Raw genomic sequence first — 18958 nt, 5'->3', positions numbered from 1 at the left:
AAAGTGGGTCAATCTATTCTACAATATCAATCCATTTATAGTTATCTGAACTAACTGGATAGGTAATGAAATCATTTATATTATCCTTTTGCATATATGAAACACCTTTTTGATATAGCGGGATAAGTACCGCATTTTCTTCAATAAGCATTCTTTCTGCTTTTAAAAGTGCTTGCCAGCGTTCTTCTGGATGGTAGGTTAAATCCGATTTCGAACCGAGTACAAGCTTATCGTATTCTGAATCGGAATATCCGGTATGATTTCCAGGGCTATCTGTGATAAAAAGATTCAAATAGGTTAGCGGATCCTGATAATCTCCACCCCAGCCAGTAATAATCAGTTCGTAATCCTGGCCAACATTTGCGGCAATGCTCGCTTTAGGCGATAAATTTCTTATATTTATTGTCAAACCAGGAAGATTGGATTCCATTTGGTATTTTAGATTTTCTGCTAGTTGTTTAGATGCAGAGGAATCACTGCTAATTAACTCGAATTCAAGCTCAGTCCTGCCTAATTCATCTAGACCTTTTTCCCAGTGCGCTATTCCTTTTTCTGGATTATATTCTGTAAGATTCCCATTTTCAGCACGGAAGTCCTCGCCAGTTTCTGGATTTTCAGCCAATCCCTTTGGCACATTTGCATTTGCGACAATCGATCCGTCATTTAATAATTCATCAACGATTACTTGCTTATCAATCACCATATTTAATGCTTTTCGGATATTTAAATTCGCAAGGTCTGTTGTTTCGCCATCTTTTCCTTGGTTCATTTTTAAATAGGTTACTGCTCCTGTTAATGTTGTCGCAAATTCATCTTCCCCTTGGAATTGCTGTACATTATCACTCGTTAATTCGACACGGTCAAGCTGTCCACTCAAATAAAGATTTACTGCAGTTTCGGTATCTTTTACTACATTGACTTCAATTCGATCGACATTTACTGCTTCTTTATCCCAGTATTGATCATTTTTTTCATAATTCCATGAAAGGTCTGTACTAGTCCAATCTGATAAAACGAATGGCCCATTAAATAGGGTATGTTCACTATCTGTCGCATATTGATCCCCTTGTGCCTCCACAAATTCCTGTTTTTGCGGCATAAATGTCGCTGTTGTTAATAATTCTTTGAAAAACGGCACAGGACTCTCAAGCGTTACTTTAAGGGTTTTGTCATCAAGTGCTTCCACCCCTAGCTCGTCAACGGACATTTCGCCTACTAGAATCTCCGTTGCATTTGTAACAATTTCTTCCAGCTGTGGTCCGTAAGCTGCCCCTGTGTCTGGGTCAACAACCTTTTTCCACGAATATTCAAAGTCATATGCAGTAACGGGTGAACCATCCGACCATAAAGCATCGTCCCTTAATTTGAAGGTAAGAACCTTCCCATCTTCCGTAACTTCCGGCTCTTCCGCTGCCAGCGCTAATTGTGGTTCACCATTTTTATCCAAGCGATACAATCCCTCGAATACTTGATTGATTACGTTGAAGCTAAAATCATTATCAGCTAAAGTGGGATCAAGTCCTGGGATTTCTCCAGCAGCACTTAGTCGAACCACTTTTTCCTCGGTAGTTGCGTCCGGATTTTTGTTTGAATCGGTTGTCGATTCTTTGCTTTCATTTGCTGTGCTACAAGCAGCTAATACTAATGAAAGAATAAATAAAATAGGTATGAATTTCTTTATGTATTTCATTTGCATTGTCCCCTATTTTCGATGTATATATATGCAGCATTTATAATAATAGCGTGTAAAATTATAATAGTAAAATTTTTTGATTGTATTAGTTGGATTAACCCTGTAATTTGACAAGATTCGGGGAGTGACAGTGTACAACACCCTACAAACATTATGACGTATATCCTATTGTCCATTATAAGGGGGGTGTTTATAATGTCTTGCTAAAATTTGGCGAAGACATTATCTAATAGTGAGTTAGTGGAATTGTTGTTTGGATTTGTAAATGATTCTAGATGGCGTGTTTCCTCTGCTGTTGCCAAGGTTGGAAGGGATTAATTATGTGTAGGCGATCCGAATAGTAAGACAAACTGAAACTACATTTCAATTGATGTAGTTTTTTATTTGTACAAGTAAATAGGAGGGGAAATAAGTATTCCTAATGTTTATATAATTTTCTATTGACAGATAATAGTAAATAATATAAATTAAAAGAGGATATATCCAATTAAATAATAAAAAGAGGAGCAAATATCCTCCAATGCGAGTTTTAGTGAGTTAATCCTTACATCAATAAAATTAGAAAGCTACATTTACAGCAAAGTAGAGAAAAATAATCAAAAAGTTAGGTGACAAGATGAAAAAGATGGATTTCTTGAAAGCGGTTAAAAACCAACTAATTGTGTCATGCCAAGCGGCACCAGGTGAACCCCTATTTGGTTCCACAATAATGTCGAAAATGAGTCTTGCAGCTAAAGAGGGGGGCGCAGTTGCAATAAGAGCCAATGGGAAAGAAGATATTATTGCCATTCGTAAAGCGACAGGCCTTCCAACAATCGGAATCATTAAAAGAGAGTATGAGAATAGTGGTGTCTATATCACACCTACATTAACAGAAGTACAGGAGCTAATTGAATCCGGTACGGAAGTAATAGCCCTTGATGCAACAAGGAGAATTCGTCCTAACAACGTTTCTTTAGAAGAGTTAATTGCTTACATCAAAAAGAATAGTCACTGCTTAATTATGGGTGATGTTTCAACAGCGGCAGAAGGGAAATACGCAATTGAAGCTGGGTGTGATTTTGTTTCCACAACCCTATCAGGCTATACACCATACAGTAGGCAATTAATCGAGGCAGACTTTGAACTGATCAAGGAGTTATCGACGGATTCAAATATTATTATCTTGGCTGAAGGGAGAATTAATTCACCAGAAGACGCTTCAAAAGCGATTAAGTTCGGCGCCTATTCGGTAGTGGTTGGAACTTCAATAACAAGACCTACAGTGGTAACAAAACGTTTTGTGGATAAAATGAAGGCGCTAACAATTAAATTGAATTAGACAGAGTGAATTGCCACTTTTAAACTATATTATAAAGGATGAACAGGATGGGGAAAATGAAAATAGGAGTTATCGGTACAGGGTCCATATCAGATATACATTTATCGTCATATGCACAAAATGAGCACGCTGAAATATATGCTATTTGCGATTTAAACAAAGAACGTGCACAAAAGACAGCGGATAACTATGGTGCAACATTCGTGTATACAGATTATAAGGAGCTATTAGGTAATGAAGAAATAGATGCCGTCAGCATTTGTACTTGGAACAATACGCATGCTAAAATCAGTATTGCAGCACTAGAAGCTGGAAAACATGTGCTGTGCGAGAAGCCTCTTGCTAAAACAGTTGAAGAAGCGGAACAAATAGAGAAAGCTGTTAAACAATCAGGTAAAATCCTCCAAGTAGGATTTGTTAGAAGATATACAAATAATATTAACTTACTTAAGCAATTTATCGATCATGGTGACTTAGGAGAAATATACTATGCGAAAGCCAGTTGCCTTAGACGATTAGGAAACCCTGGTGGTTGGTTTGCGGATAAGGATCGTTCTGGTGGTGGACCATTAATTGATATCGGTGTTCACGTCATTGATTTATGCTGGTATTTAATGGGACGACCAAAGGTTAAATCAATTAGTGGGAATACGTATGAAAAATTAGGGAATCGTTCTAACGTAAAAAACCTAGACTTTTATAAAGCTGCAGATTATAACCCATATCAAAATAATGTGGAGGATATGGCAAATGCATTAATCCGTTTTGAAAATGGTGCATCACTACTAGTCGATGTTAGTTTCACACTACATGCGAAGGAAGATGAAATTTCGGTAAAATTGTATGGGGATAAGGGTGGTGCAGAAATAGAACCAGAATTACTTATTGTTTCTGAAAAACATAATACCATTCTAAATGTTACACCACAGATTGATAGTTTGTCATCTGATATTAATCAAGCATTTCAAAATGAAATCAATAGTTTTATCAATTGTATTCAAAACGAAAAAGAAGTTGTCAGCCCAGTGGAAGATGGCGTTGAGATGATGAAAATATTATGTGGAATCTATGAATCTAGTGAAACAGGTAAAGAAATATATTTTTAGGGGGAGACTATGAGCACAGTAGCGGGTAAATCAAACCCACTTACGATAATACCAAGCATATATAAATCATTAACTAAATCCGAACAAAAAGTAGCAGAACTCGTTATGTCTGACACCCAAGAAGCCGTATACTCAACAGTTACAGATCTCTCAGAAAAAGCAGGAGTTGGAGAAACAACGGTAATTCGTTTTTGTCGAAAGCTTGGATTTAGAGGTTTTCAAGAATTTAAACTTGCGGTTGCGCAAAATCTTGCTAACCCTAATGAACAAATACATGGAAAGATTGAAGAAACTGATACGATAGAAGAGGTTGCAGCAAAGATTACACAACAAAATTCGAAAGTGTTGAAGGATTCGCTAGAACTTCTTCAAAATGAAAGTTTACAAAAGGCAGTAACAGCAATCATTAATGCAAAAAAAGTGTATTTCTTTGGAGTCGGTTCATCAGGAACTACAGCAAATGATGCAAGAATACGATTCATGCGTATGGGTTTAAATGTTGACTATTCATCAGACTCACATATTATGGCGATGCAAGCGTCACTCGTTGGGGAACAGGATGTTGTTGTAGGTATTTCCTCATCTGGAAGCACAAAGGATGTTGTAGATGCTATCCAAATTGCTAAAGAGAATAAAGCATTTATTATTTGCATTACAAACCATGCCAGATCACCAATTACGCAATATGCAGATGTTATTTTACTAGCGGCATCTAAAGAAACACCACTTCAAGGCGGAGCTTTTACCTCAAAGATTGCACAGTTACATTTGCTAGATATATTAACAGTGATTATTGATAGGCAAGAAAAGGATTCATCATTTTCTGCAGTTGAAAAAACAGCAAAATCAGTACTGAACAAGATGTATTAAGCTTTGATATTCACATTTTACTATGAACTGGGGGTGGTGTTTTAAATTTAGTTTCGAAATGTGATTTTTTAATAATTGGACTTAAATAAGGGGGATTAGAAAATGAAGAAATGGTTAGTTTTCTTAGTAACATTATTGGCAACGATTACATTAGCTGCATGTTCAGATAATGGAGCTTCTGGAACAAATGAATCAGGCGAAACAATAGAACTAGATTTCTGGAGCGTTCAAGGTGAAAAGGACTCTGGTCCCATGGAGATGTTAGTAGATAAATACAATGAGAGCCAAGATAAGGTACATGTTAATTTTCTAGGAAATCAAGATGATCAAAAACAACTAACTGCTATTTCAGGAGGAAATGCTCCAGATATCGCATTTATCTACTGGAATTTGGTTGGTCCATGGGCTGCAGCTGGTGCATTGGAGCCATTAAATACATTCATAGAAGAGGATGGATTTAATTTAGATAGTTTAATTCCAGCGGCTACAAACAGAATGAGTATTGATGGCCAGCAATTCGGAATGCCGATGACAATGAGTATGGCTTCTAAGCTGTTTTATAACAAACAGGCATTAGCAGATGCCGGCTATACAGAACCACCCAAAACAATGGAAGAATTATTAGAGTATTCAAAGGCTCTAACAATAGAAGAAAATGGCGAACTTACACAAATAGGATTTATCCCTGATTACCCTTGGATCGACAATGTATTTTGGCCAATAATGTTTGGTGGGGACTTTTATGATGAAGAAACAGGAGAAGTTACACCAAACAGAGAAGAAAATGTGCAGGCAATTGCATATCAGAAAGAGTTTTATAACGAATTTGGTGTAGATGCAATTAATACAATCCGCTCTGGAATGGGTGCATGGGAAACACCACAGGATCCACTAATTACTGGTAAATTAGCAATGCTAATAGGCTGGGAAAACAATTTTAGAGATTATAGAGGAGAAGATGGTTCAATTGGTGTTGCACCATTCCCATATCCGGAAGATCGTCCAGATTTAGAAGGTTCTGGTATGGTATCGCCAACTGCTCTATATGTTCCAAAAAATGCAGAACATAAAGATGAAGCATGGCAATTTATGAAATTTTTACTTGATGAAGAAAATCAAATCGATTTTGCTATCGAATATGGGAATATTCCTGTTGTAAAAGCTGCCTTAGATAATCCACGTTTAACAGAAAACGAAGATGTAAAAATTATGTGGGGATTCTATGAAGCTGCAAAAAGTGACAACTTAAAAGGTTTCCCTAACAGCGTCTATATCAATGAATACTTACAAGCATTGAATGAAGAAACCGAACAAGTATTACGAGGCAATCTCTCTGCGCAGGAAGCAATGGATAATGTAAAAGAAAAGATTCAACCATTAGCCGATAAAGAGAGTTCCAAATAGTAGCAAATAAAAGAAATAGGACAATAACTAGTATATCCCCTGCCAGAAAAGTCATATTAGGTAGGGGTTAATGCTAGATTAGGCTAAGGCGTCCAAGAATAATAGGATATTTATATTTTTTTAAAAAAACATATTATACATAAGTCCCTAATATTTATTCTTGTTATAGTACTGGTCTTTAGTTGTCTTGTTCTTTCTGTATGAAGGAGGAGAAAGGATGGAAGGGAAAATATATAAGGAAATATCACCACGTAATAGACAGAGACGCACGTTAATCATTGGGCTTTTATTTGCAAGTCCTTGGATAATAGGTTTTCTTATCTTTCAAGTATATCCAATTATTACATCATTTTACTATAGTCTTACAGATTATAATCTTTTTTCCGCACCAGAATGGGTAGGAATTGAAAATTATAAGGAATTGTTTGGGGATGATAAATTTTACTTATCCCTCTACAATACCGTCTATATTACTGTGTTCGGATTAATACCCCAATTAGCCTTTAGCCTGGTAATGGCTCTAATCCTTAATATGAATGTAAAGGGACAATCATTGTACCGTACGATATATTTTCTTCCAACACTAGTTCCGGTTGTAGCAAGCTCATTATTATGGATGTGGTTATTTAATTCACAGTATGGATTGATAAATGAATTTCTTGGTGCAATCGGACTTATTGAGCCAAATTGGTTGCTTGATCCTAACTGGACAAAAGCAGCAATTATTATCATGGGGTTCTGGGCTACAGGAACAAATACAATTATGTACCTTGCAGCACTTCAGGATGTACCGAAAACATTTTATGAAGCTGCGGAAATTGATGGAGCAAATTCGTGGCAAAAGTTCTGGCATATTACTTTGCCTGCAATTTCACCGATTACCCTCTTTCTTCTTATTATTGGGTTAATTGGTTCGTTCCAGACTTTTGCACAGGCACATGTATTGGGAACGCAATCACAGTCAGTGGGTGGACCTGAGAACTCCATGCTATTCTATGCGGTTTATCTATACCAAAATGCATTTTCATTCTTGAAAATGGGATATGCTTCAGCAATGGCATGGATTTTATTTATTATCGTATTAATCCTCACCATTCTTATATTCAAATCATCCGCTAAATGGGTTTATTATGGAGGTGACAAATAAATGGCAAATTTGGCATTGTTAGAAGAAATTGAACCAAGCAAAGGGCTAAGCAATAAGCCAACACCAAAGAAATACAAAAAGGGAAAGAATCGTTTTCTAAAAAAATCTGTTATACCACATTTAATTTTAGCAGTAGTTGGATTATTATTCCTTACGCCCTTTGTATGGTTAGTGTTAACATCACTAAAAACATCAGATGAGATTTTTGCTATTCCATTACAGTGGCTTCCAGAAAAATTCATCTGGTCAAGTTATACAGATGCAATGCAATCTATTCCGTTCTTTAACTATCTATGGAATACGGTACTTATTTGTATGTTATCAGTGGCAGGGCAATTATTTTCTTCTCCATTAGTCGCATATGCCTTTTCAAGATTACAATTTAAGGGGCGTAATTTTTTATTCTTTTTAATGATGGCAACTATGATCTTGCCTTATCAGGTTACTATGATTCCACTATATGTATTATTTAATAAATTAGGAATGGTTGATTCGATTCTTCCATTAGTATTACCAAGTTTCTTTGGATCCGCTTTTAACATATTTCTACTGAGACAGTTCTTTTTAGGGATTCCTAATGAATATACAGAATCAGCAAAATTAGATGGTGCATCTGAATTTAAAATTTATTGGAAGATTATCTTACCATTATCAAAACCAGCGTTGTTTACCATTGCACTCCTTACTTTCCTTGCTGCATGGAGTGATTACTTAGGTCCATTAATTTACTTAAATGATCCTGCAAATTGGACGCTTTCTATCGGGCTTAAGGCATTTATTGGGGCGAATCAAATTGATTGGGGAATGTTAATGGCGTCATCGGTAATGTTTACTTTACCGGTCATAGTCCTCTATTTCTTTGTACAAAAGCAATTTATTGAAGGTGTAACGTTAACTGGTTTTAAATAATTTTTACTTATTACATGAAAGCATAGAAGGGGATTAGACAATGAGATATGATGGGAAAGTTTTTAGAGGTTTAGAGATTGCTGGAAATCTCGTCTACTTAAATGCCTTATTTATTATTTCATCATTGCCTTTAATCACAATTGGTCCTGCATGGCTTGCTATGATGGGTGTGATTCGGGAATGGTCACAAGATAAAGAACCTCCGATTACATCCACCTTCTTTAAACAATTTAAGGGGAATTTTAAAATAGGACTAGCAGTAAGCGTTGTTCAACTGATTATATTCATAGTGTTAGCAGGTGATTTCTTTGTGTTGTTTCATTTGGTAGATAAAGGAAAGGAATTCATTCTCTCTGTATTTGTAATCTTAGTGGTAATCGTCTTATCAATGTTTTTATATATTTACCCATTGTTGTTAAATTATAAAATGAATATCAGAGACTTAGTTCGAAATTCATTCTATTTGATTTTTTATAAACCATTTTCTGTACTGGGAATCATTTTATTTCTTGTAAGCTTAGTAATGTTGTCGACAGTTTTACAATTTCTCCCATTCTTGTGTATGTTTAGTGTGTTTACCTATGTTCACTACAAAATTACTAAACATTCAATCCAAAAAGTAGAAAAAATAATAATTTAGTTAGGGATATATTGTAGGTTTGCTTATATACACATCACGAGCACCATCAATGGAAAAACAAAGACATTTATAAAGTGGGCAAAAAGGAAATTTATATTGTCCGCTTTCATACATATGGAAAATAGTATGCGGCTCAAAAGGAGGTTTATCTCATGAATAACAATAAGCTAGTAGTTATCACTGCCCACGAAAGCGATTTTCTACAAATAGTAAAGAACACAAAAGCAAAAGTAGTAGTTATAAAGCCTTCTGAAATAGCAGATGCAAATTTAGATCTTTATGATAGTATTGCTGTCCTTGGAGGAGGAGACAATGTTCCTTTACTATTAGAGCCAAGGAATAGAAGAGCCTTAGAAGAACAGATAAAAAAAGGAAAGAAAACTTTTGTGGAATATATGGCTAGTATTGGTAATGTATATTTCTCCCCACCAGAAAGTACCCGATACGAACGGCTTGCTTATTGTTCCAGTAAGATGGAAATCTCAAATTTGGAATTGGGCACTTTGATTGATGATCAATGTGGCATGCGGATAAAGCCACATATGAATACGTGCAACAATAAGGTCCCTATTTTACAGTTTGTAAGAAAACATGCACATGACCGGATTACTATAAACGATGCCATCCTGGAGGAAATTACGGATCGGGCTTTATGGTTTGATAATCCAAACAATTTATTGATTTGTTCTTTTCGTTTAGGGAATTTCAGAAAAACTCGTTATGCCCCGTGGGAAGAAATTAAAAAAGTTGTAGCGTTTATTGTGGGGTGGTTATTAGACGAAGAGATAGCATTAAGCAATTATCAGCCTGTATATAGAACTGGAGTGTTTCATGACATTTCTCCTTTAGAAGAGCGCATACAAGTATCTGCTGTAAAAGCGATTAACTGGTTTGAAAATGCCGAAATTGTTCTGGAAAAGGGAAAAGGGGGAGCTCTCGAAGGATTCGGAACGGAATTATATTATGGAGGCAGTCAACGTAAAAGCAATGTACTTAGGGCAGATTGTATAGGTGAAATTTCACTTCCGTATTTCTTGGACTATTTACTGCATGGAAATCTAGAAAGTCTTCAGATTTCTGATAATCTAGCAGACTTTGTATTTGAAAATTACTTATACAAAGGGGATGGCGATTTATTTGGCATGATGCGCTGGACAAATGAAGCATGGGGAATATGTTACCAAGATGACGTTGCTAGAGCGATCATCCCTCAATTGCTGAAATGCTTCTATCATAAAACGGATAAGCATTTAGATGATTGTGTGATTGCGCTTAAATTTCTAGTTAAAACAACCGGAACAGATGGAACAAGAGTTGCTCGTACCGATAACATTGATCTAAATAAAGAAAAATTGCAAGAATTGAAAGCAAATCCAGGAAATCTTCCTAGTGCACATTATAACGCCCATTACTTTGCAGCGTTACTATTAGCATATAATCTGACAGGAATCGAGGAATTTAAGGTAACCGCAGTTAGGGGATTATCGACAATTATGAGTGTATACCCGAATACAAAACGAGAACAAAGTGAAACACAAGAATATTGCCGTCTTATCCTGCCATTAAGCTGGTTATATTGGATTACAGGAACAAAGCAACACAAAGACTGGTTGTATCAAGTAACGCACGACTTAGAGAAATACCGACATCATACTGGAGGCTACTTGGAGCGGGATTCTGGTTATAAAGCAAATATGAGGCATGAGGTAGGGGAAGGAGAGAGTTCCTTGCTTACAAAAAATGGTGACCCTGTTGTCGATCTATTGTATTCCAATAATTGGCTCCCGATAGGTTTTATTCAAGCTTATCTGGTAACAGAGGACAACATGTTTAAAGAACGATGGGAAAGCATCGCATCATTCTTGATGAATACACAAATTCAGAGTGAAAACCCCCAAATTAATGGGGCGTGGGCAAGGGCATTTGATGTTGAGAAAAAAGAAGTATTTGGTTCCCCTGCTGATGTGGGATGGGGGCCATGGGCGATTGAATCAGGTTGGACAGTAGCACAAATATCAGGAGGATTATTTATGGGCTTGTTAGAAAAGCAACTGTTGCCTCATTATTAATTTCTACTTGATCTAAGTTGGAGGTACAAACCATGAAAATTGTTTATTTACCATTAGATGAGCGGCCATGTAATCTAAACTATCCAATGCAGCTAGCTGCAATGACGGATTTGGAATTAACCGTTCCAAGGAAAGAGCTATTAGGAAAAAAGAAGATACCTGCAAACACAAACCAGATTTATGACTGGTTAAATAATGAAATTAAAGATGCAAATTATCTTATTGTTTCACTTGATATGTTTTTATATGGGGGAATTGTTCCGTCTCGTCTCCATCAAAGTACACCTGATGAAGTAGTAAACAGGTTAAATCAACTAGCGGAAATGAAAGAAAACAATAAGGATATTAGAATACTTGCTTTCAATTTAATTATGCGGACACCTTCGTATAATAGTAGTGATGAAGAACCGGACTATTATGCTGTGTATGGAGAAAAGTTATATCGACATGGACATCTATTAGACAAAATCGATCGGTCGAAGCAAACAGTTGAGGAAGAAATAGCCTTTAAAGAGATTGTAAGTGAAATACCAGCTGAAATACTAAATGATTACACAAATCGTAGAAAGACAAATGCGTTTGCGAATAAATATGCATTAGAACTAGTAAAGCAAGGGATTGTTGATTTTCTAGTTATCCCTCTTGATGACAATGCTGAATATGGATTTAGCTCGAAAGAACAACGATCACTTATTCAAAGAGTCTTAGAATTGGGGTTGAACGATAAGGTTGCAATCTATCCTGGGGCTGATGAAGTTGGATGCACCCTATTTGCAAAGGCTTTTTGTGAGGTGAAGAAATTCAGACCATCTTTTTTTGTGCGTTACTCATCGACAAAAGGTCCATTCATCATTCCGAAACTAGAAGACCGTTCATTAGGGGAAAGTATTAAATCACAAATAAGCACTGCTGGCGGGAAAATAGTGGATAACAATTTAGAATCTGATGCTGTTCTAATGGTGCATTCTCCTGCAGTCAGCAAGGATGATATTGCAGAACCTGTACATACACTGCAGGAGCGTCATCCATCATATTTTTCGGAAATGAATTATCAAGAATTTGTAAATGCAATAAGACTGTATGTAGAAAAAGGAAAAGTGCTAGGCATAGCAGATGTTGCACTTTGTAATGGTAGTGATGTGGTGCTAATGAATTTACTTAAAGACCACAACTTAATTGATAAAGTAAATGCATATGCTGGTTGGAATACGTCTGGAAACACATTGGGAACGGTTATTGCCCATACCACTATTGAATCATTTAATCGAAAAAATACTCAAGAACAGTATCAACATAAAAGCAGAGAATTTTATTATGCTAGATTAATTGAAGATTGGGGCTATCAAGCCATCGTAAAGCATGTGATGATTAGAGACTTTTTAGCACAATATGAGGCTACATACTTTGATATATCTAAAAATTTAGAAATAATAGAAGGAATAATTAATGCACAACTACAATCATTTATTGATCAAAATCTCCTAATAAAAGATAAAATCACGCTGGATAATGTAAATTCGCCTTGGAAGCGGATGTTTGAGGTAGGTTTAGAAGTAACATATCGAAAGGGGTGTTGCCTATAAAACGAATCTAAAAGCGTTTGGCAGAGGTCCTGGTAGTATCATTTAATTTAGGGAGGGAAAACGATTGATACGTAGAAAAAGCTTTATTGGAATATTCATAGCCGTTTTGATGTTAAGTATTTCCACAACTGCATTTGCAAAGGAAAAAGATGAGGGTAGTGAATACAAAAACTTAGCATCTGGCTTAAGCTATGAGATATCCCATGCACCAGAAAGCTACATTGATTCAGGCAATGAATTAACTGATGGACAGTATGGCGAAAACGACTTTAATAATCCAAGCTGGCAAGGACATGTAAGAGGTGGTACTCGTAGTGTTGTCTTCGATTTAGGTAAAGAAAAATCGATACAAAAAATTACTGCAAACTTTCTACGTGACTCGAAAATAGCTATTTTCTATCCAGTTGCCGTTTCCTATTATGTATCTACTGACGGTGAGCATTGGAAAAATGTTTCAAATTTAAGCTCTGCAAATGCATTGTGGGGTGCTGGTCCTGGCGAAACAGACAAGCTATTATGGGATGGCAATGTTGATGGAATACCAGATGAAAGCAAAAATACAACGATGGCGTATGCCCGTTATGTGAAGGTAGAATTTATTCCAGAAATGTGGGCATTTATTGACGAAATTGAAATTTGGGGATATGACGAAAAAGTGAAGGGTGCTAAAAAGGTAAATCCGAAAGAAGCTGAATATTTAGCACCCTCTAAGAAAACTTCTAATGGTATAGAAGACCTAGTACTATTATACAACGGTCAATATCCAAATGGTAGGGGAAATTGGACGAAAGAAAAAATAATGCCTTATATTACGTATGTTGGAGAAGATGGTGAACCTCAAGATTGGATGTATGATGGCGTTCTTTATTTAGGGATACGTTCTGAGCAAGGTCGTGATTTAGGTACAATTGTCAACCCTGCTAACAAAGAAGACTGGCAGTGGTACATGGATAAGACATTTGCCGAAAATGGCGATCTATCTCAATTAAATGAAGCAACGAAAGAAGCAGCTCAAAAACTGAAAAAGAAAAATAAGAAGACTAAAGTTGTATTGACAGTCCCATATCCATCCGTTGCACAAAGTGATTTTGGTGATATAGATGGGGATGGAGTATCGGAAAACTTTGATGATGTTCAAGTAGGCGAGGATGTATCCTACCAGAACAGGAAAAAAGCAATCGATTGGTATTTGAGAGAGCTTTTCAACAAATGGAATAAGGAAAACTATTCCAATCTAGAATTGAGTGGAATTTACTGGATGAATGAAAATGTTGAAAATGATGTCTCCCATGAAGAAGAAGTTATTCAGTACACGAGTGAACTTGTGCACTCGAAAGATCTGAAGTTCTACTGGATTCCAAATTGGTATTCAAACAAAAGTCATGCATGGGAAGAACTAGGTTTTGATGCAGCAGCACTACAACCAAATCATTTCTTCTATGATAACGTGGATCATCGAATTCCTGATGGTGCACACCGTGCCAAACAATATGGCATGGGTGTTGAAATTGAATTTGACGAACGCTTGTTAAGTGAACCTGGAAATTACTTGCAAAAGTATCTGAATTATTTAAATGGCGGAGTAGATTATGGTTATATGGATAATACGTTTAAAGCATATTATCAAGGTAACGATACAATACTCCAAGCAGCAACAAGTGATGATCCAGAAAAGCGTGCATTATATGACATGATGTACATGTTCTTAAAAGGAATATATACAAAATAATGAGTTAGGAATGAACTTTCATCTGGTGTATTTCGAATTTTGGATACACCAGGTGATTAACCAATAATTAGTATTTTTAAAAAACTAGGGAGTGAGATAGATGAGACTAGGGATGAGCTCATATAGTTTGTATCAGGCAATTAGTAAAGGTGATATGGATATTATTGATGTTATTGATTGGGTAAAGGAAATTGGCGGGGAACATCTTGAAATTGTTCCTATGGGATTTGATTTCATAGAAAAACCTGATTTAATTGAAAAGGTGAGAGAGAAAGCTGCACAACTCAAGATTGATTTATCTAATTATGCAATCGGTGCGAATTTCATCTGTGAATCTGATGAGACTTATGATAAAGAAATTAAAAGAGTAATGCAGCATGTTGATATCTGCGCTCAACTCGGAATTAAATTCATGCGTCATGATCTGGCAAGTAGAGATCCACATGAACGTACATTGGATTTCTTTATTAAAGATTTACCTAGACTTGTCGAGGCATGTCAGCGGATTGCTGACTATGCAAGCGGTAAAGGGATTGTAACAAGTATAGAAAATCATGGATTCTATGTTCAAGCAAGTGATCGCGTGCAAACCATTGTTCGCCAGGTAAATCGTGATAACTTTAGAACAACGTTAGATGTCGGAAACTTTTTATGCTATGACGAAAATCCGTTAACAGCTGTAAAGAATAATTTACCATTTGCTTCTGTTGTGCACATTAAAGATTTTTACTATCGTCAAGATAAAATGAATCGATATGGCGGATGGTTTGAAACCCATTTTGGAAACCAGCTAAGGGGTGCAATTGTTGGGCATGGTGATCTGCCTATGCCAGAAATTATTAATCTTTTAAAAGCATCTAGCTTTGATGGCTATGTTTCCATTGAATTTGAAGGCTTGGAGGAGTGTCGTTTTGGTGCAAGGGCTTCTTTTGATTATGCAAAAAGCCTTTTGTTTGCTTAATTTTTTTTTGAAAAGGGGCTATGGACAATGAATAACTATTTAGCATTTGACATAGGCGGTACTCATATTAAATATGGAATTGTTAATGAAAATGGAGAAATAATTCATGACTCAACTATGGATACAGAAGCACACCTCGGCGGAAGTTTCATTATCAATAAAGTAATCGAGGCAGCTAAAATAGTGATACAGAACCATCAAATAGCTGGTGTTGCGATTAGTACTGCAGGACAAGTGAATATTTATACAGGAACAATTGTTGGTGCAGGAGATACAATTCCTGATTATGAAGGCTTAGAAATCAAGCGTATTGTCTCAACTGCACTTCAATTGCCTGTAGAAGTCAGTAATGATGTTAATTGTGTAGCACTTTGCGAAAAATGGAAAGGTAATCATCAAGTAGAAAACTTTATTACATTGACAATCGGTACAGGTGTTGGTGGAGCGATTATCATAAATAATGAACTTTATACCGGACATACATTTAGTGCAGGCGAATGGGGATATATGCGGATTGAAGGAGAACCATTTGAAAAGGTTGCGTCAATCAGTGGACTTATTCACATGGCAAAAATGTTTAGAGAGAATCGTACTTGGACAGGAAAAGAAATTTTCGCATTATATGATCGTGGGGATTCACAAATGAAGCTGGCTGTAGAAAAATTTTATAGACATTTAGCTATCGGAATATCCAATCTCATCTATATCTTTAATCCAGAAAAAGTTATTATTGGTGGTGGAATAACTGGTAGGGGTGAACAATTCTTACAAGAGGTTAAAGGCGATGTACAGAAGTATGCACATCCCTCTATTTTCCGAAATACAGAGATTGTACTCGCTAAATTTTCAAACCATTCAGGTATGATAGGTGCTGCCTATCATTTTATGGAAAGACAGAAGAGTGTGGTGCACTAGATTAGCGATAATTTACGAAATATAGGGAGGTTAAAACGATGCGTAAAATTGTATATAAAAAGCTAGAAAAAATAGATTTTGCTACAACAACAGCCAAAGTTACCATTGTTAAATCAGCGGATCAACTAACAGAGGGAATTGAGACATTCCTTGTAGATGAAGTGAATTTTGATTCTGTCATCAATGATACGGATAAAGTATATATCCCTTCAACATTGCTTAATGTGGTTAATGAAAATCTGTATGTGTATTATGAATTAGAGCAATATCCATTTTTTAAAAAAATAAAAGAAGTCATCGTCAACCCTAAGGGAGTGCTTCGTTTTAGAAGAACGGGAATTATAACTGAAAACCAAAGATTAATAGCTAGCGATTTAGTTGTGTTTTCTGCAATACTTGGTGAACCGTTAACTATACAAGTGAAGCGTACAACACCAGCAGTTACACCCTATCATACGATTGTAACCGTTAACTTTGGTAATGGGACAATGGCACATTTGGAATATACATTTTCAAATGATGACGAGAAAATCGAGCTTGAATGGAGCGGTATCAAGCAAATCATAGAATTTAATAGTGCTGAAATGAATCCTTTTAGTCTAAAGAATTATACATCACTTCCCCTTGCTTATTCTGTCGATTCAATTTTAGCAACCGCACGCAAAGCGGATCAAAATGTATTAAATCGTTTGGAAGAATTCACGTCGCTACTCTCCGGAGGTGTTACGAAATGAAAATTGGCATGATGAGTTTCGCGCATATGCATGCATACAGTTATGCGGATAGCCTGATGAAGCTTGGGAATATTGAATTGGTTGGCGTTTTTGATGACGACCTAGAGCGAGGAAAGAAAGTGGCAGAAAAATATCTTACGAAACATTTTTCGGATCAAGAAAATTTTTTACGTACGGAAATGGACGCTGTTATCATTTGTAGTGAAAATACTCGCCATAAAGAGATGGTACTAAACGCAGCAGAAGCAAAAAAGCATATATTATGTGAAAAACCAATTGCTACAACGATTGAAGATGCAGAAGAGATGATCGAGGCATGTAAAGTAAATGGTGTCATTTTACAAATTGCTTTTCCAGTTCGTTTTAGTTCGCCGATTGCTCAGTTGAAAAATCTGATCGATAATGGTGAACTGGGTGATATCGTAGCTTTTCGGACGACTAACCGTGGACAAAATCCGGGTGGTTGGTTTATTGATAAAAACTTATCCGGTGGTGGTGCGGTATTAGATCATACGGTACATATGGTAGATATTATGCGCTGGTATTTAGGAAAAGAGATCACCCATGTTGATGCAATGGTTGCTTCCTATTTTCACGACATCGACATTGATGATGCAGGAATCCTTACATTGGAATTTGAAAATGGTGTTATCGCAACGCATGATGCGAGTTGGTCAAGATTTGCAGAATATCCAACATGGGGCGACGTAACAATTGAAGTTATTGGCACAAAGCAAACGATCAAAGTAGACGCATATAAAGAGCATATTCGAATGTTTACCAGTGGCGCGAAATCGTTAAGCAATGTATTTTACGGCAATGACATGGACTTTGGCTTGATACAGGATTTTGTGGAATGTGTGCAGAAAGGAAAAGAACCGTCAATTACAGGTTTTGATGGGTTAAAAGCATTGGAAGTAGCACTTGCTGCTTATGAATCAAGTGAAAAAAATAAATCTATTAATCTATAACATTATGGATGTCTCTAAGATTGGTGTATAATATACAAATTTATCTCGACGGGGAGAATGATCTTATGAAAAATATACCTATTGGACTTCAATTGTACACATTACGAGATGAGTGCCATGAAGATTTTGTTGGGACTTTAGAAAAGGTAGCTAAAATCGGATATGATGGTGTGGAATTTGCAGGTTATGGTGGACTAAATGCTGTGGAATTAAGGAAATTATTAGAAGATCTTGGTTTAAAAGCTGCTTCCAGCCATGTTAGCCTTTCTTCATTAGAACTAAAGTTAGATGTGGAAATTGAGTATCAGCACATTTTGGGAAACAATCACATTGTCTGCCCTTACCTTCCACTCGAATGGAGGACACAAGAAGCATACTATAAGTTAATTTCTATTTTAAATGAGGCCGGAAAACGCTGCTATGAGGCAGGAATTACATTATGCTATCACAATCATGATTTTGAACTAATTCCATTAGAAGATGGAAAAAAACCACTTGAATTGTTATTAAAGGAAACAAATCCAGAATGGGTCCAGACAGAATTTGATGTTTACTGGCTGACAAAAGCTGGTGAAGATCCGATTGAATGGATAAAACGATATCATAACAGAACGCCTCTAATTCATCTAAAGGACATGACTACTGACGAAGAGAGGTTCTTTGCTGAATTAGGTACTGGTGGAGTAAACATAGATGGTGTAATAAAACAGGCGAGTAATTCAAATGTAGAGTGGTTGATTGTAGAACAAGATCAATGCAGACGTTCTCCTCTAGAGAGTATTGAACTTAGTTTGAATTATTTAAAATAACCTAGTCCATAAGTTAGCTTATGGACTCAATGTTTATAATTTTATTTGTCATGATAGGTGTACATCTAGATAATAATATAGTAAATAGTATTAGCAT

At 36.2% G+C, this 18958-nt stretch carries 16 protein-coding genes; 15 read left to right on the top strand and 1 reads right to left on the bottom strand.

Annotated features, from left to right (window positions below):
• Nucleotides 1-13: 13 nt before the first annotated feature.
• Nucleotides 14-1696: a peptide ABC transporter substrate-binding protein gene (locus CWR48_RS00375; protein ID WP_425453839.1), complete on the bottom strand. Its 1683-nt coding sequence runs from the start codon at nucleotides 1694-1696 to the stop codon at nucleotides 14-16.
• Between the two features lie 613 nt (nucleotides 1697-2309).
• Between CWR48_RS00375 and CWR48_RS00370 the strand changes: the two genes are divergently transcribed.
• The 15 genes from CWR48_RS00370 to CWR48_RS00300 all read left to right on the top strand — a co-directional run bounded on the left by CWR48_RS00370 (nucleotide 2310) and on the right by CWR48_RS00300 (nucleotide 18861).
• Nucleotides 2310-3014, top strand: coding sequence for an N-acetylmannosamine-6-phosphate 2-epimerase (locus CWR48_RS00370; protein ID WP_115771058.1), 705 nt, complete (start codon nucleotides 2310-2312; stop codon nucleotides 3012-3014).
• Between the two features lie 47 nt (nucleotides 3015-3061).
• A complete protein-coding gene (locus tag CWR48_RS00365; protein ID WP_115771057.1) occupies nucleotides 3062-4120 on the top strand; it encodes a Gfo/Idh/MocA family protein in 1059 nt (352 codons plus the stop codon).
• Between the two features lie 9 nt (nucleotides 4121-4129).
• Nucleotides 4130-4990 (top strand): MurR/RpiR family transcriptional regulator, encoded by an 861-nt coding sequence (locus CWR48_RS00360; protein ID WP_115771056.1) that lies wholly within the window; start codon nucleotides 4130-4132, stop codon nucleotides 4988-4990.
• A gap of 102 nt (nucleotides 4991-5092) precedes the next feature.
• Nucleotides 5093-6394, top strand: coding sequence for an ABC transporter substrate-binding protein (locus CWR48_RS00355; RefSeq protein WP_115771055.1), 1302 nt, complete (start codon nucleotides 5093-5095; stop codon nucleotides 6392-6394).
• 217 nt (nucleotides 6395-6611) lie between these two features.
• Complete coding sequence (locus CWR48_RS00350) at nucleotides 6612-7541, top strand: carbohydrate ABC transporter permease (protein WP_115771054.1); 930 nt, start codon at nucleotides 6612-6614, stop codon at nucleotides 7539-7541.
• Nucleotides 7542-8450: a carbohydrate ABC transporter permease gene (locus CWR48_RS00345; protein ID WP_115771053.1), complete on the top strand. Its 909-nt coding sequence runs from the start codon at nucleotides 7542-7544 to the stop codon at nucleotides 8448-8450.
• 40 nt (nucleotides 8451-8490) lie between these two features.
• Nucleotides 8491-9090 (top strand): YesL family protein, encoded by a 600-nt coding sequence (locus tag CWR48_RS00340; protein ID WP_115771052.1) that lies wholly within the window; start codon nucleotides 8491-8493, stop codon nucleotides 9088-9090.
• 152 nt (nucleotides 9091-9242) lie between these two features.
• A complete protein-coding gene (locus CWR48_RS00335; RefSeq protein ID WP_115771051.1) occupies nucleotides 9243-11159 on the top strand; it encodes a hypothetical protein in 1917 nt (638 codons plus the stop codon).
• Nucleotides 11160-11191: 32 nt separating this feature from the next.
• Complete coding sequence (locus CWR48_RS00330) at nucleotides 11192-12742, top strand: DUF4127 family protein (protein ID WP_115771050.1); 1551 nt, start codon at nucleotides 11192-11194, stop codon at nucleotides 12740-12742.
• Nucleotides 12743-12806: 64 nt separating this feature from the next.
• On the top strand, nucleotides 12807-14471 hold the full coding sequence (locus CWR48_RS00325) for a DUF4855 domain-containing protein (RefSeq protein WP_115771049.1): 1665 nt from the start codon (nucleotides 12807-12809) through the stop codon (nucleotides 14469-14471).
• Between the two features lie 100 nt (nucleotides 14472-14571).
• Nucleotides 14572-15432: a sugar phosphate isomerase/epimerase family protein gene (locus CWR48_RS00320; protein ID WP_115771048.1), complete on the top strand. Its 861-nt coding sequence runs from the start codon at nucleotides 14572-14574 to the stop codon at nucleotides 15430-15432.
• A 27-nt stretch (nucleotides 15433-15459) separates the two neighbouring features.
• Nucleotides 15460-16347 carry an ROK family protein gene (locus CWR48_RS00315; RefSeq protein ID WP_115771047.1) on the top strand — a complete coding sequence of 296 codons (888 nt, stop codon included), beginning with the start codon at nucleotides 15460-15462 and terminating at the stop codon, nucleotides 16345-16347.
• Between the two features lie 38 nt (nucleotides 16348-16385).
• Complete coding sequence (locus CWR48_RS00310; protein ID WP_115771046.1) at nucleotides 16386-17081, top strand: hypothetical protein; 696 nt, start codon at nucleotides 16386-16388, stop codon at nucleotides 17079-17081.
• Nucleotides 17078-18052, top strand: a complete 975-nt coding sequence (locus CWR48_RS00305) for a Gfo/Idh/MocA family protein (RefSeq protein WP_115771045.1) — start codon at nucleotides 17078-17080, stop codon at nucleotides 18050-18052. The genes CWR48_RS00310 and CWR48_RS00305 overlap by 4 nt, the downstream gene beginning before the upstream one ends.
• 65 nt (nucleotides 18053-18117) lie before the next feature.
• Nucleotides 18118-18861, top strand: coding sequence for a sugar phosphate isomerase/epimerase family protein (locus tag CWR48_RS00300; RefSeq protein WP_115771044.1), 744 nt, complete (start codon nucleotides 18118-18120; stop codon nucleotides 18859-18861).
• Nucleotides 18862-18958: the final 97 nt, after the last annotated feature.

This window comes from Oceanobacillus arenosus (genome assembly GCF_003369575.1).
Taxonomy (GTDB): Bacteria; Bacillota; Bacilli; order Bacillales; family Amphibacillaceae; genus Oceanobacillus; species Oceanobacillus arenosus.
The sequence above is the reverse complement of the archived record's forward strand: the minus strand, read 5'-3'. Positions and strand labels throughout refer to the sequence as shown.